22 protein-coding genes are annotated in these 25,303 nt (G+C 72.2%); 7 read left to right on the forward strand and 15 right to left on the reverse strand.

Annotated features, from left to right (window positions below):
- Nucleotides 1–35 precede the first annotated feature (35 nt).
- Complete coding sequence (locus C8K30_RS27085; protein ID WP_108496006.1) at nt 36–503, reverse strand: Lrp/AsnC family transcriptional regulator; 468 nt, start codon at nt 501–503, stop codon at nt 36–38.
- Nucleotides 500–2,359 (reverse strand): ABC-F family ATP-binding cassette domain-containing protein, encoded by a 1,860-nt coding sequence (locus C8K30_RS27090; RefSeq protein WP_108496007.1) that lies wholly within the window; start codon nt 2,357–2,359, stop codon nt 500–502. The genes C8K30_RS27085 and C8K30_RS27090 overlap by 4 nt, the downstream gene beginning before the upstream one ends.
- A 104-nt stretch (nt 2,360–2,463) precedes the next feature.
- Between C8K30_RS27090 and C8K30_RS27095 the strand changes: the two genes are divergently transcribed.
- Nucleotides 2,464–3,453: an acetylxylan esterase gene (locus tag C8K30_RS27095; RefSeq protein ID WP_108496008.1), complete on the forward strand. Its 990-nt coding sequence runs from the start codon at nt 2,464–2,466 to the stop codon at nt 3,451–3,453.
- A gap of 96 nt (nt 3,454–3,549) precedes the next feature.
- The gene (locus C8K30_RS27100) at nt 3,550–4,359 is read left to right on the forward strand and encodes an acetylxylan esterase (RefSeq protein WP_108496009.1); all 810 of its coding nucleotides are present in this window, start codon (nt 3,550–3,552) and stop codon (nt 4,357–4,359) included.
- Nucleotides 4,360–4,434: 75 nt separating this feature from the next.
- On the opposite strand, the gene C8K30_RS27105 is transcribed toward C8K30_RS27100, so the two are convergent.
- From C8K30_RS27105 to C8K30_RS27150, 10 genes are all read right to left on the reverse strand, one after another.
- Nucleotides 4,435–5,385: a 4-(cytidine 5'-diphospho)-2-C-methyl-D-erythritol kinase gene (locus C8K30_RS27105; RefSeq protein ID WP_108496010.1), complete on the reverse strand. Its 951-nt coding sequence runs from the start codon at nt 5,383–5,385 to the stop codon at nt 4,435–4,437.
- Nucleotides 5,382–6,293, reverse strand: coding sequence for a 16S rRNA (adenine(1518)-N(6)/adenine(1519)-N(6))-dimethyltransferase RsmA (gene rsmA / locus C8K30_RS27110; protein WP_108496011.1), 912 nt, complete (start codon nt 6,291–6,293; stop codon nt 5,382–5,384). The genes C8K30_RS27105 and rsmA overlap by 4 nt, the downstream gene beginning before the upstream one ends.
- A gap of 19 nt (nt 6,294–6,312) precedes the next feature.
- Nucleotides 6,313–7,644 carry a ubiquitin-like domain-containing protein gene (locus C8K30_RS27115; RefSeq protein WP_108496012.1) on the reverse strand — a complete coding sequence of 444 codons (1,332 nt, stop codon included), beginning with the start codon at nt 7,642–7,644 and terminating at the stop codon, nt 6,313–6,315.
- A 393-nt stretch (nt 7,645–8,037) separates the two neighbouring features.
- A complete protein-coding gene (locus C8K30_RS31725; protein ID WP_304590817.1) occupies nt 8,038–9,363 on the reverse strand; it encodes a resuscitation-promoting factor in 1,326 nt (441 codons plus the stop codon).
- Between the two features lie 213 nt (nt 9,364–9,576).
- Nucleotides 9,577–10,746: a ubiquitin-like domain-containing protein gene (locus C8K30_RS27125; protein ID WP_233257504.1), complete on the reverse strand. Its 1,170-nt coding sequence runs from the start codon at nt 10,744–10,746 to the stop codon at nt 9,577–9,579.
- A gap of 93 nt (nt 10,747–10,839) precedes the next feature.
- Nucleotides 10,840–11,844, reverse strand: a complete 1,005-nt coding sequence (locus C8K30_RS27130) for a TatD family hydrolase (RefSeq protein ID WP_108496014.1) — start codon at nt 11,842–11,844, stop codon at nt 10,840–10,842.
- 11 nt (nt 11,845–11,855) lie between these two features.
- A complete protein-coding gene (gene metG / locus C8K30_RS27135) occupies nt 11,856–13,481 on the reverse strand; it encodes a methionine--tRNA ligase (protein ID WP_108496015.1) in 1,626 nt (541 codons plus the stop codon).
- Nucleotides 13,482–13,556: 75 nt separating this feature from the next.
- A complete protein-coding gene (locus C8K30_RS27140) occupies nt 13,557–14,213 on the reverse strand; it encodes a nucleotidyl transferase AbiEii/AbiGii toxin family protein (protein WP_108496016.1) in 657 nt (218 codons plus the stop codon).
- Nucleotides 14,213–14,545 carry a hypothetical protein gene (locus C8K30_RS30510; RefSeq protein ID WP_233257505.1) on the reverse strand — a complete coding sequence of 111 codons (333 nt, stop codon included), beginning with the start codon at nt 14,543–14,545 and terminating at the stop codon, nt 14,213–14,215. Before C8K30_RS30510 ends, C8K30_RS27140 begins: the two co-directional genes overlap by 1 nt.
- Nucleotides 14,546–14,689: 144 nt before the next feature.
- On the reverse strand, nt 14,690–15,898 hold the full coding sequence (locus tag C8K30_RS27150) for a sorbosone dehydrogenase family protein (RefSeq protein WP_199230731.1): 1,209 nt from the start codon (nt 15,896–15,898) through the stop codon (nt 14,690–14,692).
- Between the two features lie 240 nt (nt 15,899–16,138).
- On the opposite strand from C8K30_RS27150, the gene C8K30_RS27155 reads away from it, so the two are divergent.
- Nucleotides 16,139–16,735 (forward strand): isochorismatase family protein, encoded by a 597-nt coding sequence (locus C8K30_RS27155; RefSeq protein WP_108496018.1) that lies wholly within the window; start codon nt 16,139–16,141, stop codon nt 16,733–16,735.
- 54 nt (nt 16,736–16,789) lie between these two features.
- Here the strand turns inward: C8K30_RS27155 and C8K30_RS27160 are convergent, their stop codons facing one another.
- Nucleotides 16,790–18,562 (reverse strand): dolichyl-phosphate-mannose--protein mannosyltransferase, encoded by a 1,773-nt coding sequence (locus C8K30_RS27160; protein ID WP_233257506.1) that lies wholly within the window; start codon nt 18,560–18,562, stop codon nt 16,790–16,792.
- Between the two features lie 33 nt (nt 18,563–18,595).
- Between C8K30_RS27160 and rsmI the strand changes: the two genes are divergently transcribed.
- Entirely contained in the window at nt 18,596–19,480 is an 885-nt protein-coding gene (gene rsmI, locus C8K30_RS27165; RefSeq protein WP_108496020.1) for a 16S rRNA (cytidine(1402)-2'-O)-methyltransferase, read from the forward strand.
- 54 nt (nt 19,481–19,534) lie between these two features.
- Here the strand turns inward: rsmI and C8K30_RS27170 are convergent, their stop codons facing one another.
- Both C8K30_RS27170 and C8K30_RS27175 read right to left on the reverse strand, forming a co-directional pair.
- Nucleotides 19,535–21,127 carry a family 20 glycosylhydrolase gene (locus C8K30_RS27170; protein WP_108496021.1) on the reverse strand — a complete coding sequence of 531 codons (1,593 nt, stop codon included), beginning with the start codon at nt 21,125–21,127 and terminating at the stop codon, nt 19,535–19,537.
- Between the two features lie 49 nt (nt 21,128–21,176).
- Nucleotides 21,177–22,793, reverse strand: coding sequence for a hypothetical protein (locus C8K30_RS27175; RefSeq protein WP_108496022.1), 1,617 nt, complete (start codon nt 22,791–22,793; stop codon nt 21,177–21,179).
- 173 nt (nt 22,794–22,966) lie between these two features.
- On the opposite strand from C8K30_RS27175, the gene C8K30_RS27180 reads away from it, so the two are divergent.
- The 3 genes from C8K30_RS27180 (at nt 22,967) to C8K30_RS27190 (ending at nt 25,295) form a co-directional block, all read left to right on the forward strand.
- A complete protein-coding gene (locus C8K30_RS27180) occupies nt 22,967–23,536 on the forward strand; it encodes a TetR/AcrR family transcriptional regulator (RefSeq protein ID WP_108496023.1) in 570 nt (189 codons plus the stop codon).
- Between the two features lie 117 nt (nt 23,537–23,653).
- Nucleotides 23,654–24,082, forward strand: a complete 429-nt coding sequence (locus tag C8K30_RS27185) for an organic hydroperoxide resistance protein (RefSeq protein ID WP_108496024.1) — start codon at nt 23,654–23,656, stop codon at nt 24,080–24,082.
- A gap of 100 nt (nt 24,083–24,182) precedes the next feature.
- Complete coding sequence (locus C8K30_RS27190) at nt 24,183–25,295, forward strand: DNA alkylation repair protein (RefSeq protein WP_108496025.1); 1,113 nt, start codon at nt 24,183–24,185, stop codon at nt 25,293–25,295.
- The last annotated feature ends 8 nt before the right edge of the window (nt 25,296–25,303 follow it).

The following is a 25,303-nucleotide window of genomic DNA, read 5'->3' on the forward strand; positions in this document are numbered from 1 at the left end:
CCAGGTCGCTCACGCGCGCCCGGCGCGGGTGGAGCTCAGGCGGGCTCGGTCGTCTGCCCCTCGAAGTACGTCTGGAGCACCACCGTCGTGCGCGTCGAGACCTTCGCCGTGCGGCGGATCTTCCCGAGCAGCTCCTCCAACGCGCGCGGCGATGCCACGCGGGCGGTGAGCAGGTAGTTCGCGTTGCCCGCCACCGAGTAGCACGACTCGATGCCGGCCATGCCCCGCAGCCGCTCGGGCGCATCGTCCTCCTGCGCCTGGTCCAGGGGCGTGATCTCGATGAAGGCGGAGAGCGGCAGCCCGACGGCCTCCGGGTTGACCACCGCCCGATAGCCCGTGATGACGCCGCGCGCCTCCAGTTTTCGCACGCGCACCTGCACCGCGGACAGGGACAGTCCCGAGATCTCGGACAGCACCGCGAGCGTGGTGCGACCGTCCTTGCGCAGTGCGTCGACCAGAGCTCGGTCCACGCCGTCGAGCGGTGCCACTTCGTTGTCGGTCATCCCGCCACCTCCGCCGCTTCCAACCAGGCCGCCTCGAGCTCGTCGCGTTCGCTCACGAGGTCGCGGAGGTCCGCGTCCAGCCGTGCGACAGCCTGGTAGTCCGTTGCCTGCTGTGCGATGGTTTCGTGCAGCTCGGCCTCCTTCTGGGCAATCTTCGCAAGACGACGCTCAATTCGGGAGACCTCTTTTCGTGCAGCGCGGATGTCGCGTTGCGAGAACTCGTCGCCGTCCCCGGCCGGAGCAGCGCCCGACGTCGTCCCGCCGCCGACCGAACCAGCGCCGGGACCGCCGCCCGAGCCGGCGGGCGTACCCGACGCCGAGGCGCCGGCGGCCTTCGCCGTTGCCCGCAGCCGCAGGTACTCCTCCACACCCCCGGGCAGGTCGCGGATCGTGCCGTCGCCGAGCAGCGCGACCTGCCGGTCCGCCACCCGCTCCAGCAGGTACCGGTCGTGCGAGACGACGATCAGCGTGCCCAGCCACCCGTCCAGCAGGTCCTCGACGGCCGCGAGGGTGTCGGTGTCGAGGTCGTTGGTGGGCTCGTCGAGCAGCAGCACGTTCGGCTCGGCCACGAGCAGGCGCAGCAGCTGGAGCCGACGCCGCTCGCCGCCGGACAGGTCCCGCACCGGCGTGTACGCGCGCTCCCGCGTGAAGCCGAGCTTCTCGGTGAGCTGCGCCGCGGTGAGCTCCTTGCCGTCGACGACGACCCGGCCCTTCTCCTGCTCGATCACCTCGACGGCCGTCAGGCCCCCGAGCTCGTCCAGCTCGGCGACGTCCTGCGTCAGCTCTCGCACGTGGATGGTCTTGCCCCGCTTGACCCGCCCGGAGTCCGGGGCGCGCCGCCCGGCGAGCAGCGCGAGCAGCGTCGTCTTGCCCGCGCCGTTGACGCCGACGACGCCGTACCGGTCGCCGGGGCCCAGGCGCCAGGTCACGTCGTCGAACAGAACCTTGCCCGGGACCGTCACGCTGACGGACTCCAGGTCCAGCACGTCCTTGCCCAGCCGCCGCGTCGCCATGCGGGTCAGCTCCATCGAGTCGCGGGGCGGCGGCTCGTCGTCGATCAGAGCGGACGCGGCGTCGAGCCGGAACTTCGGCTTGGACGTGCGGGCCGGTGCCCCGCGGCGCAGCCACGCGAGCTCCTTGCGCAGCAGGTTGTCCCGCTTCTCGGCGGCCGTGGCGGCCTGCCGGGCCCGCTCGGCGCGCGCCAGGATGTAGGCCGCGTAGCCGCCCTCGTACCCGTCGACTGCGCCCGTGTCGTCCCCGCGCACCTCCCACATGCGGGTGCAGACCTCGTCGAGGAACCAGCGGTCGTGCGTCACGACCACGAGCGCACCGGTCGCGCCGGGGCGCCCGTACCGCTCGCGCAGGTGCGCGGCGAGCCAGGCCACGCCCTCGACGTCGAGGTGGTTCGTGGGCTCGTCGAGCAGCAGCACGTCCGGGTCCCGCGCGAGCAGGGCCGCGAGCGCCACGCGGCGGCGCTGGCCGCCGGAGAGCTTCTCGGCCGGGGCGTCCCAGGCGAGGTCGGCGAGCAGGCCGTCGTGCACCTCGCGGATCCGGGCGTCCGACGCCCAGACGTGGGTCTCGGCGTCGCCGTGCACGATGTCGAGGACGGTGGCGTCGGCGGCCAGCTCGTCCCGCTGGTCCAGCATGCCCAGGGTGGAGCCGCCCACCTTGGTGACCCGCCCGCCGTCGGGCAGCGAGGTGCCCGCGAGGATGCGGAGCAGGGTCGACTTGCCCGCGCCGTTGGGGCCGACCACGCCGACGCGGTCGCCGTCGTCGAGCCCGAGCGAGACGTCCGCCAGGAGGGTGCGAGTACCGATGGTCAGCGCGATGCCGTCTGCGCCGAGGAGATGTGCCACCTACCAAGGGTAGTCGCGCGCTAGGCTCACCCCGGTCGACGGCGACCGAGCCGGAGGACTCCGCCGTTTGACCCAGCCGACGACGACGCCGAGGAGCAGCAAACGTGGCCCAGTTCGACATGCCGCTGTCCGATCTCGAGAGGTACACCCCCGAGGTCGACGAGCCCAGTGACTTCGACGAGTTCTGGTCGACGACCCTTGCGGAGGCCCGCACGTTCGACGAGGCGCCGAAGGTGGAGCGCATCGACGTCGGGCTGACCGAGATCCTGGTCGACGACGTCACGTTCCCCGGGTTCGGCGGGCACCCCGTCAAGGCCTGGCTCACGCGGCCCGCGCACTCCGACGGCGACCTGCCCGTCGTGGTCGAGTACCAGGGCTACGGCGGCGGGCGGGGCCTGCCGCACGAGCGCATCCACTGGGCGGCGGCGGGCTACGCGCACCTCATGATGGACACACGCGGCCAGGGTTCGGGCTGGGGCGCCGGCGGGGACACGCCCGACCCGGTGGGGTCCGGCCCGGCGTCGCCCGGCTTCATGACCCGCGGCGTGCTCGACCCGCACGACCACTACTACCGGCGCGTCTTCACCGACGGTGCCCGCGCCGTCGACGCGGCGCGGGCGATCCCGGGTCTCGACCCGCGGCGCGTGGCGGTGCACGGCGGCAGCCAGGGCGGCGGCATCACCATCGCGGTGGCGGGCCTCGTGCCCGACGTCGTGGCCGCGATGCCCGACGTGCCGTTCCTGAGCCACTACCGCCGGGCGGTGTCGATCACGGACAACCTCCCGTACGGCGAGATCACGAAGTACCTCTCCGTGTACCGCGATCCGGCGGTCGAGGCGCAGGTCTGGCGCACATTCTCCTACCTCGACGGGGTGTCGTTCGCCCGGCGGGCCCGTTCGGCCGGCCTGTTCTCGGTGGCGCTCATGGACGCCACCTGCCCGCCGTCCACCGTGTACGCCGCGTTCAACAACTGGGGGCCGGGGAGCGCCGGGGCGGTCGTCAAGGAGATCGACGTCTACCCGTACAACAACCACGAGGGCGGCGGCGACTACCGGTTCCCGCGCAAGCTCGCGTGGCTGGGCAAGATCATCTGAGGGGGCGGAGCGAGGGCGCGGACGTGGGCCGAGATTTACCTGTTATGTACGGGCTGTAGGCTCCCAGCGCACGCCCACCACCCGGAGGTCTCCGCCGTGTCTGAGTACGACCTGCCGCTCGTCACGGTGGCACCGGCCACGCCGCCTGCCACCGACGAACCCGCGGACTTCGACCTGTTCTGGTCGGAGACGCTCTCCGCGCACCGCGACATCGAGGTAGCACCGGTCCTGACCGCCGCGTCCGCCCGCTCCCGCGACCTCGCTGCCGAGACCGTGACGTTCGCCGGGTTCCAGGGCCGCCCCGTGGCGGGCTGGCTCGTCACACCGGTCGGGGCAGCCTCGACCCTGCCGGGCCTGGTCGAGCTGCGGCCCGCCGGTCGCGACGCCTCGCGCGACCTGGAGTGGCTCGCACCCGGCGGGTTCGCGCACCTCGTGGTCGAGCTGCCCGGTGACGACGCCGGCGACCCGTACAACCGCGGAGTCTTCACCGACGCCGTCCGGGCGGTGCAGGCGCTGCGCACCCTTGCGAGCGTGGATCCCTCACGCGTCGCGGTGCTCGGCACCGGTCCGGTGGCCGCGGCCGCCGTCGCGACGGCGGGGCTGCTGCCCGACCTCGCGTGCGCCCTGGTCGAGGGCGACATCCCCGCGGCACACCAGGACTCGCTGGTCGCGTTCGCCCGCCGTGCGAGCGCTCCGCTGCAGCTCGTGCAGGGTGCGGGCACCCAGGTGCTGCTGGAGGAGTGGGGCGTGGGCGCCGCGCTGGCGCTCAGCGCGATGACAGGCTCGGTCGAGCGTGTGGTCGAGTGCGTCCTGACCACCGAGAAGGACCTGGCGAGACGCCGCACGAGCTGGATCACCCGCCACACCCACCTGACAACGGTCTTCGTCCCCCAGATCGCCTACTAACTGGTTGTGGGCGCGATCATTGCGCCTGAAGCGGGCACGTAGTCGCAACGATCACGCCCACAACCAAGCGCCTCGTCAGCGGGCGATCGCGGTTACCAGCTGGGTTCCGGGAGCCGGGCCCGTGGCGGTCCAGACCGCATCGACGACGTCGGCCGCCGTCCACGCGGCGCCCAGCGCCAGGGCGTGCTGCCTGGACCGGCCCAGCGCGGCCACGGTGGGCCCGGACCCGGACACGACCGCACCCAGCGCCCCGGACTCGGTGGCGACCTCCAGCACCTCGGCGAGCTCGGGCCGCAGGTCGACGGCCGGGGCCTCCAGGTCGTTGTGCAGCGCCCTGCCGAGCGCCACGGCGTCTCCGGCGCGCAGCGCGTGCATGATCGCGGTGTCGTCGGTGGGGGCCACCTTCGGCGTCGACGGGCCGGCCAGCTCGTCGAACCTGCGGAACACGGTGGGGGTCGACAGGCCCTTGCGCTGCGTGGCGAAGCACCAGTGGAACTCGCCGCGCGTCATCGCGGGCGTCAGCAGGTCGCCCCGGCCCGTTCCGACGGCGGTGTGTCCCAGCAGCGAGAACGGCACGTCGGCCCCGAGCTCGGCGGCGAGCTCCACGAGCTCGGGGCGCGGCACCCCGGCCTCCCAGAGCGCGTCGCACGCCACGAGCGCCGCGGCGGCGTCCGCCGACCCGCCCGCCATGCCCCCGGCGACGGGCACACCCTTGGTGATGTGCAGCTTGACGTCGGCCGACAGGCCGGTGCGCTCGGCCAGCAGCACGGCGGCGCGCCAGGCGAGGTTGGTCTCGTCGGTCGGGACGGCGTCGGCCTGCGGGCCCGAGACCGTCAGCGAGATGCCGGTGCCGGGCGCCACGTGGGTGGCCGTCACCTCCTCGTACAGCGACACGGCCTGGAAGATCGTCGCCAGCGGGTGGTAGCCGTCGTCGCCGACGGGGCCCACCCGCAACGCGAGGTTGACCTTGCCGGGCGCGCGGACCCGGACCGACGGCGGCGGGGCCGCTGCGAGACGCGGGATCACTCGGCCCCCTCCGTGCTGTCAGCCGCGGGGGTCACCGGGCTGCCCCCTGTGTCCGACGCGTCGGGGAGCTGCTCCGCGATACGCGCGAACTGCTCGACGACGAGCGTCTCGCCGCGCGCGCCCGGGTCCACGCCCGCGGCGCGGAGCGCCGCCTCGGCAGCGACTCCGGAGCCGAACAGCCCGGACAGCGCGGCCCGGAGCGTCTTGCGCCGCTGCGCGAACGCGGCGTCCACGACGGCGAAGACCCGCTCCCGCGGCGCGGAGGTCGACGGCGGTTCCCGGCGCTCCAGCTGGACGAGCGCGGAGTCGACGTTCGGGGCGGGCCAGAAGACGTTGCGCCCGATCGTTCCGGCGCGGCGGGCCGACGCGTACCAGGCGGCCTTCACCGAAGGGATGCCGTAGATCTTGGAGCCCGGCACGGCGGCGACCCGGTCGGCCACCTCGGCCTGGACCATCACGAGCACGCGTTCGAGCGAGTCGAACCGCTGCAGCATGGTGAGCAGCACGGGAACGGCCACGTTGTACGGGAGGTTCGCCACGAGCGCCGTCGGCGGCTCGCCGGGCAGGACGGTGACGTCCATCGCGTCGGACAGCACCACCTCGAAGTCGGCGTCCGGGAACCGCCCCAGCACCGTGTCGGTGATCTGGCCGGCCAGGACCGGGTCGATCTCGATCGCCACCACCGAGGCGCCGGCCTCCACCAGGCCCAGGGTCAGGGAGCCCAGCCCGGGACCGACCTCCACCACCCGCTCGCCGGGCCGGAGCCCGGCGATGCGCACGATCTTGCGGACCGTGCCGCCGTCGTGCAGGAAGTTCTGGCCCAGCGTCTTCGTGGGCCGAACACCCAAGCGCCCTGCCAGGTCGCGGATCTCCGCGGGACCGAGCAGGGCGCTTGAGGTGTCGTTCATGCAGGTGAGCCTAACTGGATCAGTACCAACCCACCGACTCCGAGTGGCCCCACGCACCGCACGGCGTGCCGTAGCGGTCCGCGATGTAGCCGAGGCCCCACTCGATCTGGGTGGCCGGGTTGGTCGCCCAGTCCGAGCCCGCCGTGCCCATCTTGGAGCCCGGCAGCGCCTGCGGGATGCCGTATGCGCCCGACGACGGGTTGGCCGCCTGGTAGTTCCAGCCCGACTCGCGCTCCCACAGGAGGTCGAGGCAGGTCCACTCCGAGCCGGTCCAGCCGCGGGCGGCGGCCATCTGCTGGCCGATCTCCTTGACCGAGCCCGACGGCACCGTGGTGCTGGACTCGCTCGTGTCCTCGACGGAGGTCTCCTCCACGACCGGGCGCTCCTTGGTGCCCTCGACGACGACCCGGTCGACCGGCTGCTTCGTCACCTTGTTGGAGAGCTCCTTGCGAGCGACGACCTCGCCGTCGACCGTACGCAGGAGGACGACGCGGGTGCGGACACCCTCCTCGCCCTCGGTCCGGACGAGGTTGTCCTCGTCCTCGTAGCGGTCGTTGTCCTTGGTGGTCTTGGTGTCGTAGTCCAGGTCGAACTTCTGGGTGACCTTCTTGGTCTCGACACGCTGCACCTGGACGGCGACGTCCGCGCCGGCTTGCTTGGCGGACTTGGCCGTCTTGACGTCGATCGCCTTGTCCTCGGCCAGGGTGGAGACCGGGACGATGCTCACGCGGTCGTCCTTGTCGAGCTCGACCTTGACGTCGGCGAGCACGCTGTCGACGCTCTCCGCGTGGTCCTCGACCACCTGGGTCGAACCATCCGCCACGACGGCGACAGGGCCGTCGTCGTTGAGGCGGAGCGGGAGCGAGGCGCGGTCGCCGGAGCGGGACGCCACCAGGGCGACGTCGCCGCCGCGCTCGGCGAGGGTGGTGAGGGCCTCGCTCGCGTCGGTGACGGTGACCCAGACGTCACGCTCGTCCTCGCCGTCGGTCATGGTGACCTGGCGGGCGTAGCGGACGACCACCTGGTCGCCGTCGGCAAGCTTGGCATCGGTTCCGGGGGCCACGACGTCGCGCTCGCCCAGGCGGATGCCCTGCGACTCGAGCATGCCCTCGACGGAACCGGAGTAGGTGGTGATGGTCTTGGCGGTGCCGTCGACGTCGAGCGTGACGGTCTTGCGCGCCTCTGCGAAGGCGACGGATCCGGAAGCGGCGATCGCAACGGCTGCGAGGCCGGCGACGAGAGGCCAGCGACGGCGACGCTTCGAGGGGGCGGCCTGAGGCGTTACGGCCTCGGACTCTGAGTTGGTGCTGGGGATGGAGCCAGAACTCTGCTGCTCAAAACGGGGGTTCACTCGTGTCCAGTCGTCGGACGTTCCGGGCACGGGCGGCGAGACGGGACGCGCCCGCTCGCGCGGGAGTCCCTACCACGATTCGGCCTGGGGGCCAGGCGGCTCTTGCGAGCCGTCGCGGTCTCGACCGGCCGATCCGGCGGTCTCACACTGCCCACGAGGTTCCGCGTTCAGTGCCGTCCTGCCGCCGCGGGGATGCTGTGGCTTACACCACATCGCACCCTCACGCCAGCGAGGACAACCGAACGTAACTGATCTGTTATCGCTCGGGCAAAAATCTCGAGGCAATCCGGCTGTGTTCTCGGTCACTCGTCCAGGACAAGCGTCCAACTGGAACGCCGCGTCAGACGTACGGGTCATTCTGGTGACCCGTACGTCTGACAGGTGCGGACAGGGTCAGTACAGGCCGAGCGCCGCGGCACATCCGGGCCACTGGCCCCAGCCGGACTGCTGCTGGAGCGCCTGGGCGCGCATCGTCTGCTCGGCGGCCGAGGCGTCCGACGGGAGGCCGGAGCCGCCCATCGCCTCCCAGGTGGGCTGGGAGAACTGGTAGAGCCCGTAGTAGCCGTTGCCGGTGTTGGTGGTCGGGTCACCGCCCGACTCGCACTCCGCGAGGCTGGCCCAGACACCGCCGGTCACCACCGACCCGGTCTCCGGCGCGGGCTCCGGCTCCTCGGCCTGCTCCGGCGCCGCGGGCTCAGGTTCCGGCTCAGGCGCGGGCTCGGGCTCGGGACGGGCCTTGGTGCCGTACATGATCACCTCGTCGACCGGCCTGCGCTCGATCGCCGTCGCCCGCTTCTCCCGGTCCACGATCCTGCCGTCGACCCTGGTGACGTCCCACGACGTGACGCGCTTGCCCACAGCGCCCTCGGTCGCCACGTACGGGTCGAGGTCCTCGAAGCGGTCCGGGTCCTCCGCCCTCGTCGTGTCGAACGACAGCCGGGTGAAGGTCCGCTCGACCGAGGTCTGGACCTGTTTGACGACGACGGTCACCGACGGGGCGCCCGGGCTGACCGGCTGCCCGCGCTCGACGGTTACCCGGTCGTCCGCGTCGACCGTGACGTCGTTCGCGGCGAGCAGCTCGTCGAGGTTCGCGGCGCCGTCGGCCACCCGCTGGGTCTCTCCGCCGACCACCAGGTTCACCGGGCCGTCGGCGTCGAGCCGCATCGGGAGCGTCACGCGACCGCCCGAGCGGGACGGGACGAGAGCGACGTCGCCCGACCGCCCGGAGAGCGTGGCGAGCGCCTGGTCGGCGTCGAGCGCGGCGACCCAGGTGGTCCGACGCTCGCCGTCGGCCTGGATCGTGACCTGGTGGCCGTAACGGACCACGACCATGCCGCCGTCGCGCAGCGTGCCGTCGGTACCGGGTGTCACGGAGTCCCGGTCGGTGACCTCGACGCCGTGGTCGGCGAGGAGGTCTGCGACGTCGCCCTGGAAGGTCTCGACGGTAGTGACCTTGCCGTCCACGTCGAGCGTGATGGTCTTGTGGGCGGAGGCGTATGCCGTGATGCCGCCGGCGCCGGCTACCGCGATGGCCGCGGCACCTGCGAGGAGGGCTGCCCTGTGGTGGCGCCGCAGCGGCGGCGGGGCGGACGGCGTCGGGAGGGGCTGAGGGGGTGGGGTAAGTGAGTCGTAGAGCTCGGTGATGCCGACGCTGCCGCCGGCCTCGGGGTTGAAGGGGGGATCACCGGGGGTGACCTGAGCTTGGTGGGGAGATCTCACGCGGGTCCAGTCCTCGCGCGGTCCGGGCACGGGGGCCGGGGCGGCACGAGTCTCACGCACCTCCCGCGCGGGGCGCGGGCCCGACCGTCCGATCCGGCGGTCCCAGAGACCGTAACCCTACCGTTATCAAATGCAAGCCTATCCAGAGATTAAGCCTGCAAAAGGCCGGGAAAGGTATCCAATGTCCTAAATCTTCCCGGGTTAAAAGGGTGCTCAGTACCAGCCGATCTCGACCGAGTGCGCCCACGCGCCGCACGGCGTGCCGTAGCGCCCCGAGATGTAGCCCAGGCCCCACTCGATCTGGGTGGCCGGATTCGTCAGCCAGTCGCTCCCGACGGTGGCCATCTTGGAGCCCGGGTTCGCCTGGGCGATGCCGTACGCCTCGCTGCTGGGGTTGTCCGCGTTCCAGCGCCAGCCGCTCTCCTTCTGCCAGAGCTGGTCCAGGCACGAGAACTCGTCGGCGCCCCAGCCCCGCTCGGCGGCCATCGCCTGGCCCAGCGCCCGGGCGGAGCCCGGGTCCACGGGGGCGGTGGCGACGTCCATGGTCCCCACCACGAGCACCTCGTTCACAGGCTTGCGGACGACCTTGCGATCCACCACGGTGCGCTCGACGACGGCGCCGCCGACCGTCTTCACCTTGTACGTCACCTCGGCCTCGCCGGCCACGCCCGCCGTGCGGATCGACTCGTAGCCCTCCGGGAGGCTGGAGTCCTCGACCGTCTCGGTCTCGAACGGCACCACCTCGGTCACCGTACGCGACGACGACGCGTCGCGGCTGACCATGACGATCATCCCGTCCACGGCCGCGGCGTCGAGCGGTACGGAGGTGACGTCGCCGTCGGCCAGCGCGATGCCCGCCTCCTTGAACACGGAGCGCACCGTCGACTGGGTGGTGCTGAACGCGAGCACTGAGCCGTCGACGGCGATGTTGACCTTCTTGACCGTGGAGAACCGGACCGGGTCGCGGTCCAGCCGCGTGGTCCGGGAGGCCGTCGCGAGGGCGCCGTCGCCGCGCGGCCCGAGGGCCGCGAGCAGCTCTCCGACAGTGCCCGCGGTGGTGCGGAGCGTGATGATCTGGCCGTCGAGCTCGACCGTGACCTCGCGGCTGGTGCGGACCACCACGGTGCCGCCGGGGCCGACGGCGGCGGTGGCGGCGGGCTGCACGATGTCGTCGCGATCCAGCTCGATGTGCTGCGACGCGAGAGCGGCCGCGACCGTGTTGCCGTAGACGCCGACCGTTCGGACGTCGCCGTTGTAGTCGATCGTCAGCATCGACGCGTTGGCGACATACATGCCGCTCACACCAGCGAGCGCGCCGACGACGGCACCACGGACCAGCCAGCGGGCCGGTCTGCTCGCGAGCCACGGCCGTGCGTACCTCACCACGAGCACCAGACCGTAACGGAACAAACGGTGTGGGAGAAGCGATCAGGGCATGAAATCAAATGCCGCTTTCTTCGCCTCAATGCGCCATTCTTACCAGTTCCCGTAGACGCGCTCCGAGTTCGCGGCGATGTCGGCGCACAGCGTCGCGAGGTCTTCTCCGAGGTGAGCGGCCATCGCCCGGACCGTATGGGCCGCCGCGAACGGGGCGTTCGGCTGCCCCCGGTACGGGTGCGGCGTGAGGTAGGGGGCATCGGTCTCCAGGAGGATCAGCTCGCGCGGCGCCACCGCGAGGGCCGCACGCAGGTGGTTGTTGGCCTTGAACGTGACCGGGCCGGCGAACGACAGGTACCAGCCGTGCTCGGCGCAGACGCGGGCCATCTCGGCGTCGCCGCTGTAGCAGTGGAAGACGGTGCGCTCGGGCGCGCCGTCGGCCAGCAGGACCTCGATGACCTGGGCGTGCGCGTCCCGGTCGTGGATCTGCAGGGCCAGGCCCAGCTCCTTGGCCAGGGCGATGTGCGCGCGGAAGGCGTCCCGCTGGGCCTGCTCGCCGCGCGGGCCCGTGCGGAACAGGTCCATGCCGGTCTCGCCGATCGCGCGGATACGGTCGTTGCTCTTGGCGAGGTCCGCGATCTCAGCGATCGCATCGGAGAGGCCCACGGTGTGGCGCTCCTCGAACGCGGGGGTGAGCCCGTCGGGCCCCACCTCGTCGACGCCGGCATGCAGGGTCGCTTCGTTCGGATGAACGGCAACGGCCCCCAACACCTGAGCCCCTCGTCGGGTGCTGGGTATGTGTGGGGCATCCGGTCCCGGGCCCCGCGAATACCCTGCGCTCAACGAGGCGAGCAGGTCGGCTGTCCAGCGGGCCGAGGGGAGGTCGCAGCCGACCTGGACCACGCGGTCCACTCCTGCCGCCGCCGCGCGGGCCAGGTGGTCGGTGATGGACGGCGGCCAGGCGTAACCACCCGGCTCGCCGTCTGGCCCTTTGCTGGGCAGGACCGCTGCGATGTGGTCGAGGTGGGTGTGGTTGTCCACGACGGGGACGGGCAGCGGATCCGGGTCGGCCGGAAATCCGCGCTCGCGGGTGCGCTTTGCCATCTTCTGGTCGCTCAGACCGCCGGGTCGTCGAGGCGCGGGAACAGGGCGGCGCCCTTCGTCACGGTGGCGCCCGCGGGCAGCACCCCGAACATCGCCGCGCCGTCGAGCGGCTGCGCGTCGAGCGCCCCCAGCGAGGCCTCCGCACCGAGCAGCTCCCAGAGCCCGGCCGCCGCCTTCGGCGTGATCGGGTTGAGCAGCACCGCGAGCGACCGCAGCGCCTCCGTGGCCGTGACGAGCGACGTCGCGAGGCGTCCGCCGTCGACCCCCGCGCCGGTCTCGTCGAGCTCGCCGGGCTCCTTCGCGAGCTTCCACGGCTGCGTGTCGGCGAGGTAGCCGTTCGTGGCGTCCACGAGGGTCCACACCGCCGACACCGCGTCGTGGATGGCCAGCCGGTCGATCGCCGCCTCGGCGTCGGCCACCGCCTTGGCCGCGACCTGGGCGAGGCCGGTCTCGGCGTCGGTCAGCTCTCCCGGGGTGGGCAGCGAGCCGCCGAAGTACTTGCCGATCATCGCCGCGGTCCGGGACGCGAGGTTCCCGAACCCGTTGGCGAGCTCGCCGTTGTACCGGGCGGTCATGTCCTCCCAGGAGAACGAGCCGTCGCCGCCGAACGCGATGGTCCGCATGAAGTAGTAGCGGAACGCGTCCGACCCGAAGGTGTCGATGATGTCCGACGGCGCGATGCCCGTGAGCTTGGACTTGCTCATCTTCTCGCCGCCCACCAGGAGCCAGCCGTGCGCGAAGACGGTTTTCGGCAGCGGCAGGCCCGCCGCCATGAGCATCGCCGGCCAGATCACTGCGTGGAACCGCAGGATGTCCTTTCCGACGAGGTGCACGTCGGCCGGCCAGGTCCGCGCGAACTGCTCCTTGCGCTCGGGGTCGCTGCTGTCGAGGCCGACGGCCGTGGCATAGTTCAGCAGCGCGTCGAACCACACGTACAGCACGTGCGAGGAGTCCCACGGGATCGGGACGCCCCAGTCGAACGTCGAGCGCGAGATCGACAGGTCCTGCAGGCCCTGCTTGACGAAGCTGGCGACCTCGTTGCGGGCCGACGCCGGCTGCACGAACTCGGGGTGCTCCTCGTACAGCGCGATCAGCCGGTCCGCGTACGCGCTCATCTTGAAGAAGTAGTTCTGCTCCGAGAGCATCTCGACGGGCGTGCCGTGGATGGGGCACAGCTTGAGCCCCGCGAAGTCACCGGTCCCGTCGATCAGCTCGCCCGGGAGCTTGTACTCCTCGCAGCCCACGCAGTACGGGCCCTCGTAGGCGCCCTCGTAGATCTCGCCCTTGTCGTACAGGTCCTTCAGGAACGCCTGCACCGAGGTCTCGTGCCGCTCCTGCGTGGTGCGGATGAAGTCGTCGTTGCGCACGTCGAGGGTCTTGAGCACCGGCTTCCACGCCGTCTCGACGAGCCGGTCCGCCCAGTCCTGCGGGGTCACGCCGTTCGCCTCGGCGGTGCGCAGCACCTTCTCGCCGTGCTCGTCCGTCCCGGTGAGGAACCAGACGCTCTCCTGGCGCTGGCGGTGCCAGCGCGTCACGACGTCGGCAGCGACCGTCGTGTACGCGTGCCCGATATGGGGGGCGTCGTTCACGTAGTAGATCGGCGTCGTGAGGTAGAAGGTCTTCTCGGCTTCCGGCATGACGTCAATGGTAGTTGCGCGGCGATGGCGAGCCGTGCGTTATCCACAGCCGCTGCCCGACGGCGGCGGGGCGGGTCAGCGCACTACTGCGGGGTCGACCTCGTCGGCCCAGTCGAGGAAGGTTTCGACGATCGCGATGCGCTGCACCGAGCCGACGTCGTACTGGGCGAAGTCCGCGGCAGAGAACCGGCCGGCCTGCCGAAACCTCTCCGCAAGCATGCGTCGGTCCAGGGGAACGGCCTCGATCTGGTCGCCCATTGCAAGGACGTCCACCCGGGTGAAGCGGCCGGACTCAAGGACCGTGTGGATGTCGATGTAGTCACGCGCCTCACCACGCGACCAGAGCGCCCCCATCTTGTTCGCCACGGCATCGCGTGGGTCGAGCACGGGGCCGATCTCGAGCATTCGCGGCGGGAACTCGCGGTAGTCCCACCCGAGCTGGATGTCGCTCCAGGTCTCCGTGGCTTCGTCAACAACCCGCAGGTCGGCGAACGTGGGACCGATCCGGTTGTCGGTTACCACGAGCCCGTCCACTCGGAACGCATGGCGGAGCGCTTCGACCGCCTCTGCGAACTGCTCGGGGTCGCCGAGATCGGTGAAGAGGTCGACGTCAGATGACGGTCGATCCCCCATGCCGTTTGCCGAGATCGCGTAACCGCCCGCGAGCACGAACCCATACTTCTCCACCGCCTCGAGCCCGATCCGGGCGAGGCGGTCGTGGAACGGGCGCATCAGGCCGTTCTCGCCATGCTTCGAGCCGCGAGCTCCGGGAACTTGCTCTCCCAGATCGCTCGGCACCGTATCGGCAGGTTCAGCTCGGGCCAGAGCTCGAGCAGGAATCGCCGATCGAGGATCTGGACGTGATCACGCGCGATGCCGTCGCGGACCGTCGCGCTGTACAGGCTCCAGCGCTGCGCCGGATCGTCCACGTCGTACACAGGGTCAGGTGCCGTAGAGATCGGTGGCCAGACGCGAACAACGCCGCGCTTCGGCCCCCGCAGATCATCCAATGACTCCGGGGTGACGTACGGGATGTGGTCGGCGTAGACGAAGCTGCGCGGCACCCTCCGGTGCGCGCCGGGATCTGCGGACATCCTGTTCACCCCTTCCGATTCTTACGATGCTTCGAGCCTACGACGGGCCCCGTTCTCGCCGACCAGATTATCCACAGCCCTAGTCGTCTGCAACTGTACGTGCGGCTCCCAGGATCACCCCGCCGGCGTCAGCGTGACGTGCAGCAGCCGGTCGTCCTCGGCACTCGGCGTGCCCCGGCCGTCCGTGTTGTTCGTCAGCACGTACAGCTCGCCGTCGGCCCCCGCGTGGACCGCACGCAGCCGGCCGAACTCGCCCTCCAGCAGCGCCTGCGGCTCCCCGAAGCCCGGGCTCTCCCCGTCCGCCACGTCCGACGCGGTGCCGAGCAGCGGCACGCGCCACAGGCGCTCCCCGCGCAGCGACGCCAGGTAGACGGCCTCCTCGGTGACGGCGATGCCCGACGGCGACGCCTCCGACGTCGGCCACCACGCCACCGGGTCCGTGAAGGTCACGCCCGGCGGCGGCTCGAACCCCTCGCCCGGGCCCTCGACGTCGGGCCAGCCGTAGTTGCCGCCCGGCTCGATGACGTTGAGCTCGTCGAGCTGGTCCTGCCCGAACTCGCTCGCGAACATCCGCCCGCTCGCGTCCCAACCCAGGCCCTGCACGTTGCGGTGTCCCAGGGACCACACCGGCGAGCCGGCGTCCGGGTTGCCGGGCGCCGGCTCGCCGTCGGGCGTGATGCGCAGGATCTTGCCGCCCAGCGACTCCGGGTCCTGCGCGTTCGCGGTGTCCCCGGCGTCGCCCGTGGTGACGTACAGGTATCCGTCCGGCCCGAGCGCGAGACGGCCCCCGTTGTGGTTGGACGCGCTCGGGATGCCGTCGAGGATCGTCGTGAGGTCGCGCAGCTCCATGCCGTCGAGGTCCAGCTCCGCGCGCAGCACTGCGTTGTCCTGCTCCCCCGTGCGGTACAGGAAGACGGTGAACATGGGCCCGGCGTCGTCCGGGTCGACGGCGACGCCGAGGAGGCCGCCCTCGCCGTCGGGCACGGTCTGATCGGCCAGCTCCTGCGCGTCCCCCGACGCGTCCAGCGGCTCGACGTCGCCGCTCGGGTGCACTACCGCGAGCGCCGCGTCGTCCCGCATCGTGACGAGGAACCGACCACCCGGCAGCGGGGCCATGCCCCAGGGGACCGGGAGCCCCTCCGCCACCGCCTCGGTCTCGGCCGTCACCGCCCCGTCCCAGGGGTCGTCCGACGCCGCCGCGCTCGCCGAGTCTGTCGGGCTCGGCGACACGACGCCCGGGTCGGGCGAGCCGGTGCAGCCGGCCAGCAGCAGGGCTACCCCAAGGGCCCCCGCAACGGCGATGCCAGGGGCGCGTACAGCAATCTCATCCACCGCCCCATCCAAGCACCGTGCGCCCCCGAGTGGTCGGTATTTCGCCGGGTGATGGGCACTCCGAGGGCTGGCCCACGGCTCCGTCACGGGCGGCCACCAGCGACCCCTACACACTGCATCCCATCGTCGGGGTGTCGCGTGCAGTGTGTTGGGGTCGTCACGGAGCGGGCGGACGGACAGGCGGGCGGCGTGGGCTGCCATCTCACCAATCACGGTGGCAGAGTGGGGCGTATGAGTCTTACCGAGTCCGGGATCGAGCGCCGGGCGCTCGTCGTCGTCGACGTGCAGCCCACGTTCTGTGAGGGAGGTGAGCTCGCGACCGAGGGCGCGAACGAGATCGCGCACCGCGTCGCGGCCTACGCCGCGGCCCACCGGGACCGGTACACGACGGTGGTGACCACGCAGGACTGGCACATCGACCCGGGCGAGCACTTCAGCGAGAACCCCGACTTCGTGGACTCGTGGCCGCCGCACGGCATCGCGGGCTCCCCCAACGCCGAGCTGCACCCGGCGCTTGCCGACCTCAGCCCGGACGCCCGGCTGAAGAAGGGCCAGTACTCGCACGGGTACTCCGGCTTCGACGGCGCGGACGAGCATGGCCGGAGCCTCGCGACGGTCCTGTCGGACGCCGGGGTCACCGCCGTCGACGTCGTGGGCCTCGTGGAGTCGCACTGCGTGAAGCACACCGCGCTGGACGCCCGCCGCGCGGGCCTGCACGCCCGGGTGCTGACGGACCTGACGATCCCGGTCTCCGCGGCGCAGGGCGAGGTCGCCGAGAAGGAGCTGACCGCCGCGGGCGTGGAGCTCCGCGACTCCTCGGCCGTCTGATCCGTGGTCACACGCTCGGGACACTCCGGTGACCTGTACGTCTGACCCGCCGGGCTAGATCCAGCTCGGGAGCAGCATCAGCCGCTGCCAGTACTCGTAGGGCACAGGCATCGCGGTCCAGATCGGGTAGTAGAGCACGCTCACGCCGACGATCAGCACCACCAGCACGGCGGCCAGCCAGACCACTATCCGCCGGTCCGCGCTCCTGCGCGGCGTCCGTTCGACCCCGACCGCAAGGAGATACACGAGCGTCAGGATCACGAACGGCGTGAACACTATCGAGTAGAACGTGAAGATGGTGCGGTCCGCCAGGGGCCAGGAGTACAGGAACCAGGGCAGCCAGCCCGCGGCGATGCCCGCGAGGGCGGCGGTGCCGCGCCAGTCGCGGTACCGGATCACGAGCACCAGCGCCACGGGGATCGCGAGCGCGCCCAGCCACCACAGCAGCGGGTTGCCGAGCGATGTCACCGCCTGGGCGCAGTCACCGACGGAGTCGGCGGGGCAGGGCCCCTGGCCGGGCGCGAACTTCTCCCAGAAGAACGACGTCGGACGCCACTGCACTATCCAGCCCAGCGGGTGCGACGCGTAGTTGTGCTCCGAGTCCAGGCCCGTGTGGAAGTCCCACATCATGCGGTGGTACTCCCACAGCGACCGCCCGGCCTCCCATCCGCCCTGCGCCCAGCCCCAGTCGGGCCACCAGCCCGGCGGCGTCACGCCGTTCACCACGGCCCAGTCCCGCAGGTACGACTTCGGGTGCGCGAACCAGGCCGACCACGACGCGATGTACACCACGACCACGGTGGGCAGCATGACCAGGGCGGCGGGGACGGCGTCGACCACCGTGGCGTCCTCCCACCAGCGCCCGATGCCCGCGGTGCGGCGCGCCATGAGGTCCCAGACCACGGTGAGCAGGCAGAACGCCGCTACGAAGTAGAGGCCCGACCACTTGACCCCGCACGCCAGACCCAGCGAGACGGCCGCGGCGAACCGCCACCCGCGGAAGCCGAGCCGCGGCCCGTACTGCCCGATCGCCCCGCCCGCCTCCACGATCTGCGCCACCCGGTCCGCGAGCCTTCGTCTGGCCCACTCGCGGTCCAGCACCAGGCAGCCGAACGCGACGAGCACCCAGAACATGAGGAACTGGTCCAGCAGGCCGGTGCGCGAGTGAACTATCGCCTCGCCGTCGACCGCGAGCAGGAGCCCCGCGACCAGGCCCAGCAGGGTGGACGAGAACATGCGCCGGGCGATCCGCGCGATCAGGAGCACGGCCAGGATGCCGATCACGGCGCTGGCGATGCGCCAGTGCATCGGGTTCTCGGCCCCGCCCATGAGGCGCATCCCGATGGCGATCATCCACTTGCCGACGGGCGGGTGGACCACGTACTCGGCCTCGTCGGTCTTGTACGAGCTGACGTCACCCGCCTCGAACGCCGGGTTGGGCTTGTCGGGCCACGCGGCCTCGAAGCCGAGGCTGGCCAGCGACCAGCCCTCCTTGACGTAGTACGTCTCGTCGAAGACCAGCTTGCCCGGGCGGCCCAGCTCCCACAGCCGCGCGCCCGCCGCTATCGCCGTCACGACGAGCGCGCCGACCACGGCCCAGAACCGGTCCGAGACGCGCCGGCCGAGGGCGAGGCGGCGCTCGCCCAGCAGGTCGCGCAGGAGGCGGTCGCGCACGGGCGGTTCAGGCGGCGCAACGGTCGGGAACGACCCGGTGGGCGTCATCCGAGCGCCCACGGCCTCGCGGCGCACGTGCGCGCCGTACGTTCCGGGCAGAGCCTGCTGCGCTGCGGCGAGATGCGCTCTTGTGGCGTCAGGCTGCTGAGACACCGGGCCAGCATAGAGCGTGGGACCCTGTGGTCCATGACCGACCCGTCCCCGGTTCCTGGGCCCGCGCCCGAGGCCGGCTCTCTCGTCCTGGCCGCCACCCCGATCGGCAACACGGAGGACGCATCGCCCCGGCTGGTCCGCCTGCTGGCCGACGCCGACGTCGTCGCCGCCGAGGACACCCGCCGCCTGCACGGGCTGGCCGGACGGCTGGGCGTCGAGGTGCGCGGCAAGGTCACCAGCTATCACGAGCACAACGAGACGGCCCGCGCGGACGAGCTGCTCGACGTCGTCGCCGGGGGCGGCACCGTGGTGGTCGTGACCGACGCCGGCATGCCGTCCGTCTCCGACCCCGGGTACCGCATAGTGGAGCGCGCGATCGAGCGCGACCTGCGCGTCACCGCCGCACCGGGGCCGAGCGCGGTGCTGACGGCGCTGGCGCTCTCCGGCCTGCCGACCGACCGGTTCACGTTCGAGGGCTTCCTGCCGCGCAAGGCCGGGGACCGCGCCAGGACGCTCAAGGCGCTGGCCGCCGAGCCGCGCACCATGGTGTTCTTCGAGGCGCCGCACCGGATCGCGGAGACGCTTGGCGCCATGGCCGTCGCGTTCGGGGAGGCTCGGCCGGCCGCCGTCGCGCGGGAGCTCACCAAGACCTACGAGGAGGTGCTGCGCGGCCCCCTCGCGAACCTCGCGGAGCGCGCAGCGGCCGAGCAGCTCCGTGGCGAGATCTGCGTAGTCGTCGGCGGGGCGCCGGCGGTGCAGGCCAGCGTGGACGACGTCGTGAGCGAGGTCCTCGAGCGGGTCGCCCAGGGCGAGCGGCTCAAGGCCGCGGTCGCCGAGGTGGCCGACGCCGCGGGCGTCCCCAAGCGCGACCTCTATGCGGCGGCCCTCGCGGCCCGCCCGCCCCGCCCGGGTCGTTGAGTGCCGGCTATTCGCAGGCTCCACTAGCTAGCCGGCACTCAACGACGGGGAGGGTCACCAGTCGATCTGGGGGGTCGGGTGGTAGGTCGCGCCGTCGCGGCGCCAGGCGCCCGCCTCCACCGCTACCCGGGACCGGAACGACTCCCAGTCCTTGCCGCCGGGCCGCGACCAGGCGGCCTCGGCCACCGCGGCGAGGCGGGGCAGCAGCATCGAGAACAGGTCGTCGCGGTTCAGGATGGTCTCGGTCCAGAGCGCTGCCGACACGCCCTCGACGGCGGACTCCGGCAGGCCCTCGATGACGGCGGCGGGGTCCCAGTCGTAGGAGTCCCGCAGCTCGACGAATCCGGCCCACGCCAGGCCCAGCGGGTGCTCGGGCGTGTACTTCATGTCGAGGTAGGCCCGGTCGGCCGGGGACATCACGAACTTCGCGCCGGCCTGCGCGGCGCGCAGGAACGGCGCCGGGTCGGGGCGGGTGTCCCAGAGCTGCAGCACGGTGCCCGGGTTGACCAGTACGGGCTCCTCGTCGCCCACGCCGGCGTCCGGCGCCTCGCCCGGCGCCTGCTCGCCGTGCAGCGCCGCCACGGCGGACTGGTCGCCGTGCGCGGAGCCGGCGGCCTCCTGCCAGGCGACGGGCGTCTTGCCCGCCCCCGTGATGATCTCCTGGCACAGCACCACGAACCGGCCGAACTCAGCCGCCCCCATGGTGTGCACCTCGTCGCCGCCGAAGTGCACCCACGGCCCCAGCGTCATGCGCGCGACGTCGGTGAACACGTCCCGCAGGAACGGCTCGGTGCCGGGCAGGTCGATCTGCAGCGCCGAGAACCCGACCTCTGTCCCGTCGTAGGAGTGGGTCGCCTCGCCCGACGGCGTGAGCTCGCCGTAGGCGTGGGTGGCCGCGTTGACGTGCCCGGGCACGTCGATCTCCGGCACGATCACGATCTCCCGCTCGGCCGCGTACTCCTGCAGCTCGCGGTACTCGTCGGCGCTGAGGAACCCGCCGGGCGCGCCCGAGACGGCGCCCTGCGACGACTTCTCCGTCAGCGCGGGCCGCGACGGGATCTCCAGGCGCCAGCCCTGGTCGTCGGTCAGGTGCAGGTGCAGGCGGTTCATCTTGTACGAGCCCACGAGGTCCACGACGGCCCGCAGGTCCGCGGGCCCGAACCAGTGCCGCACCACGTCGAGCATCAGCCCGCGCCACGGGTACCGCGGCTCGTCCCGCACGACGACGGCGCCCACCTCGAGCGGTGCACCCGTCTCCCCGCGGCCCGCCTCGTCCTGCCCGCCCAGCGGTCGGCCCGCGTTGATCAGCTGCCGCAGGGTCCGCACGCCGTGCAGCAGGCCGGAGCGCTCGGGCGCCGCGACGGTCACGCCGTCGGCGGTCACGGTCAGCGTGTAGCGCTCGGGGTTCTGCGAGCCCTCGGGGCCCGCGGCGGGGTCGGGCGTCAGGACGACCGGCACGCCGCCGTCCGCCACCACTACGGCACCCGCCGTGGTGAGCAGCTCGCCCGCCACGCGCGCGGTCGCGTCGTCGGGCGCGCCGACGGTGACGGTCGCGAGGTCCAGCACCCCCTCCCGCGGCTCGAGCTCGACAGGTACGGGGATGACGGCGTCGGCAACGATGCCCGCGCTGCTGCTCACGGTAGTCACGATTGTTAGGGCTCCTTCGCTCCGATGGTTGCCCCGAAGTTTGGCAGGTTCAGCCTGCGGAGACCAGGCCCAGCAGAGGTTCGGTGGGCAGGATGCTCGTTGCGTCGGCGGGCACCGCGCTCGGAGCGGACCAGCCGAGGAACGTGTGGGCGGGGAGGTCGCTCGCGACGTCGGCCCAGACGCCGTCGGCAGTGGCCTGGCCCTCGCCCGGGCCCGCGGCGGTGAAAACCACCGCGACCTGCGGCGGGATCGCCAGGTCCGCCCGGTCGACGACGGACGCGGCCGTCGACTGGTGCACCTCCAGCATGATCTGCGGCAACCCCCGCGCGGTGGCGATCTTCGCGAGCCGGTCCACGACCGCCTGCAGCTCCGCGACGGGGACGGCGCCGGTGTCCGCGCCGTTGCCGGCCGCGCGGAACTCCGGGTGCACGGAGAGGCCCACGCCCGGCTGCGACAGCAGCGGCTCCAGGTCGTCGAGCTGCGCGGCCAGCGGCTGGTTGCCCGGGGCGACGTCGAGCAGCACGAGCTGCCCGGCACCCCGGATCGCCTCGACCGCCGGCGTGATCAGCTCCAGCGGCTGCTCGTCGACGTAGTCGCCGTCGTCCCCCGCCAGTCCGGACCGCACGCTCGCAGTGACGGTGACGAGGGGCGCGCCGTCCAGCACCTCGCCGTTGGTGGCGGCGGCGTCCACGGCGCGGGCGGCGTCCGCTGCCGGGTCCGCCACGCCGGCGGGCACGGCGTACGACGTCGACACGTACCGGCCGGGGAACAGCCGCAGCGAGCCGTCCGGCAACGTAGCGCCGGACGTCGCCACCGCCACCTGCCAGCCGAGGTCCTCGGACGAGCCGAAGTCGCCACCGATGCCGACGACGCCGAGCGGCTTCAGCGCGCGGATCGACTTCACGGTCTCGGCGTGGGCGGCGACGTCGCCGCCGGGGACGTCGACCGGGACTGCACCGGCGGCCAGGGCCGTGCCGATGGCCGCCTCCTGGCCCAGCTTCGGGTCCACGGCGACCAGGATCTCCTGCAGCAGGCGGGGGTCGGTGACGTCGGGGATCTCCGCGCGCAGGCCGGTCACGTCGGCCTCGTCGAGGCGGTCCGCGGTGGGCATCTCGACCTCGGCGTCGTCCTGCTTCTCCTCGTCGTCACCGCGCCCCGCCGAGGCCGCGGCCTCGGCGGCCGCGCTCAGCGCGCCGGGGTCGAAGCGGACGACCTTGGCCTCGCCAACGGCGCTCCCCACCTCCGCGACAGCCTGTTCGCCGCCGACGACGACGACGGTGCCCGCGCCGAGCCGCTCGAGCTCGGCGACGACGTTGGTGTCCGAGACGCCACCGTCGGTGAGCAGCACCGGTGCGGCGACGGCGGCGCCGGTGGCCGCGGCGGTCGAGCGCGCGTCGGCGTCTTCGGCCGAGGCGATCACCGCGACCGGGGAGGCGTGGAAGAAGGCCTGGCTCGCCGTGAGCGCCAGCTCCGCGGGGTCGGTCGAGTCGAGCACCAGGGCCGGCCCGGACGGTTCACGGACCTGAAACCTCTCCCCCGTCTTGCCGTCGACGCCCTCGGCTGTCGGCACCGTGCAGCCGGCCAGGACGAGGGCGGTTGCCGCGAGCAGAGCCGCGGCGGACGCAGGTCGGTGGTGCGGGACGAATCGGGCGTTCCGGATAACCACGGGTCACATTCTCCCCCACCGGACGACCAGGTGGGAACCCTGAGGTGACGGGAAGCCCAACAGGCGGTAAACGGCCTCGGGGCCCGGAAGGGAGGTAGACGAACCCGTCAGTACACCTCCGAGTAGACTGGTCCGTCAGATCATCCGGGACGAGCACGGGAGCAGGTGACGAGATGGGCGCCACGACGGCCCTCTCGACGCGGGACCGCATCCTCGACGCGGCGACCGAGCTGTTCTACTCCCAAGGGATCCGCGCGGTCAGCGCCGACAAGATCATCGAGCGCGCCGGGATCACGAAGGTCACGTTCTACCGCCATTTCCGCACCAAGGACACCCTGGTGGTGGCCTACCTGGAGCGGCAGGCGGCCTGGGAGCGCGCGGCGCTCGACGGGGTGCGCGAGTCCGCCGGCGACGCGGCCGAGGCGTTCCGGCGGTTCGCCGCGGGCATCGGCTCCGCGATCTGCCGGCCGGGCTTCCGGGGCTGCTCGTTCATCAACGCGGCTGCCGAGTACGCCGACCCGGACAGCCCCGTCCGGAAGGTCGTCGCCGAGCACCGCGCCTGGTACCGGGAGAGCTTCACCGCGATGCTCGCGCAGCTGGACGTGGCCGACGCCGAGCAGGCGGCCGACGAGCTGATGATGCTGCGCGACGGCGCCATGCTCTCCGGCTACCTCGGCGAACCGTCCCGGGTCGGCGACGCGCTGGAGCGCGCGATCTTCGCGGTCATCGACGCGGGCCGGTAGTCGCGCCGGTCACAGATCTGCTGGTTGTGCCGGCGGCCTCTTGGTGCGTACGGTAGACGTACTAGTTCGTCTACCTGGTCGGGGCGCTCGGGCCCCGGTCCCATAGAAGGAGCACACATGGCTGACAGCGTCTACACAGCGATCGCGACGTCCACCGGGGACGGCCGCGCCGGAGGCCACGTCGTGACCGACGACAGCGCGCTGGACCTCAAGCTGGCCATCCCGACGGCGATGGGCGGCCCCGGTGGTGGCACCAACCCCGAGCAGATGTTCGCCGCCGGCTGGGCAGCGTGCTTCCACAGCGCGCTCAAGGCCGTCGCCGCCGCGCAGAAGGTGAAGTTCACTGACTCCGCCGTCGTCGCCGAGGTGGGCCTCAACGCGCTGGACGGCGGCCGGTACGGCCTGAGCGCAGCGCTGCACGTCGAGCTCGCCGGCGTGGACCAGGCCACGGCCGACCAGCTGGTCGAGACCGCACACACCGTGTGCCCGTACTCGAACGCCACGCGCGGCAACATCGCGGTGACCGTCGACGTCACGATCGGCTGACCGCACTCCGGCCGGAACGGCGAGGGTGAGTGTCAGAGGCTCGGGTCACCATGGTGACCCGAGCCTCTGACACTCACCCTCGAACAACCCAAGGAGCCCCATGCCGTTCGCCGAGCAGCTCATCAGTGACAGCACGGCCACGGCCCTGACCGTCGCCGTGCGCGCGGCCGCCCCGGACACCGCCCTGCGGGTGCTGCCCGAGACCGCCGGCCGGCTCGGCGACCTCTCGCTGCGCGAGCGGGCGGACCTCCTGCGGGACGCGCTCCTCGCCGACCTGCCGGGCGGCTACGAGGACCTCGCCCGGGTGGTGCGGACCGCACGCGACGGCAGCGCGCCGTTCGGCGGCTGGCTGATCTGGCCCGTGACGAGCGCCGTCGCGGCCAGGGCGGTCGAGGAGAGCACCGATGCAGCCTTCGACGACGCGATGGCGCTCCTGGCCGATCTCACCGGCCGCCTCACCGCGGAGTTCGCAGTCCGCACCCTCCTGCGGCAGGACCTGGACCGCGCCATCGGCATCGCCACGGCCTGGACCGGGTCGGACGACGTCGACGTCCGCCGCCTGGCCAGCGAGGGCACCCGGCCGTACCTGCCATGGGCCGTCCGCGTGCCGGAGATCCTGACCCGCCCCGGGGTGACGGTGCCGATCCTCGACGGGCTGTACCGGGACGAGAGCGACTACGTGCGCCGCTCGGTCGCCAACCACCTCAACGACCTCAGCCGCGACCACCCCGAGCTGGTGGTCGCCACGGCCGGGCGCTGGCTCGCGGACCCCGCCACGACGACGCCGGGCCTCGTCCGGCACGCCCTCCGCACCCTGGTCAAGCGCGGGCACCCGGGCGCCCTCGGGCTGCTCGGGTTCGGCCCGGCGTCCCTCGAGATCGACGGCCCGGTGCTCGACGCCGCCCAGGTGCCGTTCGGCGGCACGGTCCGGTTCACCGCCGCGGTCCGCAACGTCGGCGCGGAGCAGGCCCGGCTGTCCATCGACTATGTGGTGCACCACCAGAAGGCCAACGGCTCGCAGACCACCAAGACCTTCAAGCTGACCACCCGGACGCTCGACCCGGGCGAGCAGGTCGAGATCAGCCGCGAGCACTCGTTCCGGCCGATCACGACGCGCCGCTACTACCCGGGCCCGCACGCCGTCACGCTCCAGATCAACGGCGTCGCCACGGATCCGGCGACGTTCGAGCTGGACGCACCGACAGGAGCATGACCGGGAGG

Source organism: Promicromonospora sp. AC04 (assembly GCF_003058225.1).
In the GTDB taxonomy this organism is placed as follows: domain Bacteria; phylum Actinomycetota; class Actinomycetes; order Actinomycetales; family Cellulomonadaceae; genus Promicromonospora.

Bases quoted from the DNA above. Each gene is read 5' to 3' on its own strand.
- C8K30_RS27085 (WP_108496006.1), bottom strand. From the start codon at position 503: ATGACCGACAACGAAGTGGCACCGCTCGACGGCGTGGACCGAGCTCTG.
- rsmA (WP_108496011.1), bottom strand. From the start codon at position 6,293: ATGAACGACACCTCAAGCGCCCTGCTCGGTCCCGCGGAGATCCGCGAC.
- C8K30_RS27130 (WP_108496014.1), bottom strand. From the start codon at position 11,844: ATGGCAAAGCGCACCCGCGAGCGCGGATTTCCGGCCGACCCGGATCCG.
- metG (WP_108496015.1), bottom strand. From the start codon at position 13,481: ATGCCGGAAGCCGAGAAGACCTTCTACCTCACGACGCCGATCTACTAC.
- C8K30_RS27140 (WP_108496016.1), bottom strand. From the start codon at position 14,213: ATGCGCCCGTTCCACGACCGCCTCGCCCGGATCGGGCTCGAGGCGGTG.
- C8K30_RS27155 (WP_108496018.1), top strand. From the start codon at position 16,139: ATGAGTCTTACCGAGTCCGGGATCGAGCGCCGGGCGCTCGTCGTCGTC.
- rsmI (WP_108496020.1), top strand. From the start codon at position 18,596: ATGACCGACCCGTCCCCGGTTCCTGGGCCCGCGCCCGAGGCCGGCTCT.
- C8K30_RS27180 (WP_108496023.1), top strand. From the start codon at position 22,967: ATGGGCGCCACGACGGCCCTCTCGACGCGGGACCGCATCCTCGACGCG.
- C8K30_RS27185 (WP_108496024.1), top strand. From the start codon at position 23,654: ATGGCTGACAGCGTCTACACAGCGATCGCGACGTCCACCGGGGACGGC.
- C8K30_RS27190 (WP_108496025.1), top strand. From the start codon at position 24,183: ATGCCGTTCGCCGAGCAGCTCATCAGTGACAGCACGGCCACGGCCCTG.